Here is a 3,605-nt window from a genome sequence, read left to right on the forward strand (position 1 = left end):
GTCCCATTCCGAACCCGGAAGCTAAAAGACCCACAGCGCCGATGGTACTGCACCCGGGAGGGTGTGGGAGAGTAGGTCACCGCCGGACATACATTAGGTCGAGAGCCTCCAACCACCAGGTTGGAGGCTCTCCCCCTTTAACCACCAAACCCACAAAGTACCGGCGCGGACACGCCACCAACCCTCCCTCAGTTGTGGTGGGCTCTAGGACGATGCTCCCTCAGTAGTGGTGAGCTCAAGGGCGACGCTCCCTCAGACGTGGCCGGCACACCACCAACGCTCCCTCAGCACCGGAGCATATCGGTGAAACCCCTCCCGCATTACCGGCCGGCATAACCGGGCAGAGGTGAGGGAGCGTCGTCTGAAATCGCGTCAGAGGTGAGGGAGCGTCGGAAGGAAACGCTCCAAAGGTGAGGGAGCGTTGGGTGCAAACGCGGCAAAGGTGAGAGAGCGTCGATAGAGGACGATGCGGAGTTGGCCGGGGCGGACGTCGTCGGCAGCCGAATCGGAGGGTTCGTCGCCCCGTTGGTCGGTACCCTGACGGCAGACTTGCTGAGAGCACGTCGGCCGAGTCAGCGCGGAAACTTGCGGCCATGGAGCCAGGCGAGCAGTTCAATCGCGAGGCCACCGCCAGCACCTGTTGCCAGTGCCGCGAGCAGGAGTCCGGTGGGCGGCCAGGAGAGGATGAAGAAGTCCTGCGCCAAGGGAACGTTGAGCAAGATGACGAGGGCGGCGCACATGGCTGCCAGTACGGTGACCCGGCCGGCGTTCAGCGGTCGGGACACCACCGCCAAGATCCAGAGTCCAACCACCGTGAGGGTGAGCACGGAAGCGGAACGCGCTGCTTCCGGAGCCGCCATTCCAGTCGACGGGGCGACTGCGTTGAGGACCAGCAAGGAGGCCGCGACGATTAGGCCGGCCGGCAGCGAGAACCAGAGGGACCGGCGGAGGAATCCGGGTTTGTAGCGGCGGGTGTTCGGCATCAGCGCGAGGAAGAACGCAGGGATGCCGATCGTCAAACCATCGGTGAAGGACAGCTGGCGGGGGAGGAAAGGGAATGGCCACTGCAGCAGTGCGAAACTGACGGCGATGGCAATCGAGTAGGACGTCTTGCTGAGGAAAAGGCTCGATACCCGCTCGATGTTGGCGATGACCCTTCGCCCCTCTGCCAGCACTTCTGGGAGCCTGTCGAAGCGTCCGTCGAGGAGGACCAGGCGCGCCACCGCTTTGGTGGCGGGCGCGGCGGAATCAACGGCGATGCCCAGGTCTGCCGTCTTGAGGGCGAGGGCATCGTTGACTCCGTCCCCGGTCATCGCCACGGTGTGGCCAAGCCGTTGCAGGGCAGTGACCATGTCCCTCTTTTGCTCGGGGTTGACTCGGCCAAAGACATTGTTGCTCCCCATCACCTCCTCGAGAAGCAGGGGATCCTCGGGCAGGGAGCGCGCGTCGTAGCCTTGGGCCACATCGAGACCAACCCGTCGGGCGATGGCGGCGACGGTCCGCGGATCGTCGCCGGAGATGATTTTCACGGCCACACCCTCGGCGCGAAAGAATTCCACGGTGTCCCGGGCGTCGGTGCGGGTTTGTTCCCGGAACGTCAGCAGTGCGACGGGCCGGAGGCCGGGGGGCAGCGCTGGCGTCTTACTCCCTCCGGGTGATGTGTCCGCTGCGGCCAGGAGGAGGGTCCTAAGACCGGTCCCGGCGAGCTCGCCGGCTCGTTCCAGGACGCCGGCATGGTCCGGCTCCGTCGTCCCGGGCGAGCTGTCGGCGGACCCCGGATGCGAACCTCCGGAGACGCCGTTTGGCGGCGCCAGAATCATTTCCGGGGCCCCCAAAATCCATGTTGGTGCCGTGCCGTTTCCCCCGCCAAAGGTCACCCCGCTCCACTTGCGGGAGGAGGAGAACGGAACGTAGGAAATCGACTGGAATCCGCCGTCGTCCTCGAAAGCGCTGCCTAGGCTCCGCGCTGTCGCGTTTGCCTCGGGTTCGGACGCAAACCAGCCGAGTGCCTGCTCCCAGCCCGGATCCGGCGTTGACGACAGCCGGTGGACCGCGTCGAACTTCAGGCCGCCCTCCGTCAAGGTGCCGGTCTTGTCCATGCACAGGACGTCCACCCTCGCGAGTCCTTCGACAGCTGCCAGTTCCTGAATCAAGACCTTGTGGGCCGCCAGCCTGAGCCCTCCGACCGCGAACGCCACGCTGGTCAGCAGCACAAGGCCTAAGGGAACCATCGCGATCACGCTGGCGATGACGCCTACCAAGGCTGCCGTCCAGGCGCCTGTCGCAATAGCGTCCTGCCAACCGCCGCGCGCCTGCAGCTCGCCGTTGACCACCAAAGCGGCGACAGGAAGGATAGCCCAGGCAATCCAGCGCAGCACACGGTTGAGGCTGTTGCGGATTTCCGAGTTGACGAGCGAGAACCGGCGGGCATCAGCCGTGAGCCGGCTGGCGAAGGAGTCTGCACCCACCCGTACCACCCGGGCCTTGCCATGGCCGGCCACAATGATGGATCCCGAAAGCACTTCAGACCCGGTGTCCTTGGCAATGGGGTCCGATTCGCCGGTGAGGAGGGATTCATCCGCTTCGAGCCCCGCGGCTTCGAGCACCGCTGCATCTGCCGTAACTTGGTCTCCCGCGCGCAGGACCAGGACGTCGTCACGGACGACGTCGGCCGTGGCGATCTCCCGGATGCTCCCGTCGCGCAGTACCCGGGCGCGCGGGGCATCCAGGACGGCAAGACGGTCCAGGGATCTTTTGGCCCGGAATTCCTGGACGACGCCGATCACTGCGTTCCCCGCGGCAGCCAGGCCGAACAGTGCGTCCTGCCAGCGGCCCAGGAGCAACAGCACAAGGAAGCTCGAGCCCACGATCGCGTTGAAGAGCGTGAGGACGTTGGCCCGGAAGATCTGCCAGAGGCTGCGACTCGTCTTGTCCGGTACCCGGTTGTCCAGACCGCTTTCAATCCGGGCCGTGACGTCGTGCTGCGAAAGCCCGTTCACGGCCGGACCGGACACGTGCCGATGGAACGGAACTGCTTTCTGGCGCCGGCGCTGTGCCCTCACCCCCTGATGGTATCCGCAGCCGCAGCCAAAAGTGATGGAGCATACAGCCCCAAACCACGACGGCGGTCTGCCGCCAGGGAGAGGAAGGCGGGGCCGCTGGTCCGGGCTGCCGCGGTTTTCGCGTTGACCGCGCGCGCCACCGCCCGGTGGGTGGGCGGGTTTGCAGTTACCCCCGACTGGGTGTATTGTTTTCTAAGTCGCCACGAGGGAGCGCAGCGGAAACGCTGAAGGACCGGAGGCGGCCAATCCCCCAAAAATAATTCAAAACCGAGTTCTTTCGGCGTCAAGATCGCTAAAGAATTTTGGTGGGGCTGGTTCGTATGCTGATGCAGGTCCGGGAAATCGGATTTGCTTCGGAGGCTGAAACCGGGTAAGTTTGAAAAGTTGCTCCGGAGTGATCCTGGACCGTTTGGTTTGGGTGGTGCCGGGTGTGTCTGTTGTTTGAGAACTCAATAGTGTGCCAAGTTTGTTGATACCAATTGTTTTATTGATTGGTTGTTTTGGCTGTGTTGTCCACCCCGTGGATGGCATGGTTTTTACAGC

General features: G+C 64.1%; 2 protein-coding genes and 1 rRNA gene. 1 reads left to right on the top strand and 2 read right to left on the bottom strand.

Annotated elements, in window-relative coordinates; all coding sequences use genetic code 11:
- Positions 1-88, top strand: a 5S ribosomal RNA gene (rrf, locus tag AC1DK9_RS16515); the annotation flags it as partial.
- A 484-nt stretch (positions 89-572) separates the two neighbouring features.
- On the opposite strand, the gene AC1DK9_RS16520 is transcribed toward rrf, so the two are convergent.
- Together AC1DK9_RS16520 and AC1DK9_RS16525 are read right to left on the bottom strand one after the other, a co-directional pair.
- Positions 573-2,999, bottom strand: a complete 2,427-nt coding sequence (locus tag AC1DK9_RS16520; protein WP_476916629.1) for an HAD-IC family P-type ATPase — start codon at positions 2,997-2,999, stop codon at positions 573-575.
- A gap of 324 nt (positions 3,000-3,323) precedes the next feature.
- Positions 3,324-3,605, bottom strand: a 282-nt coding sequence (locus AC1DK9_RS16525; protein WP_476916630.1) for a hypothetical protein, incomplete at its 5' end; no start/stop codon positions are given.

Source organism: Arthrobacter sp. 01T414 (assembly GCF_056398965.1).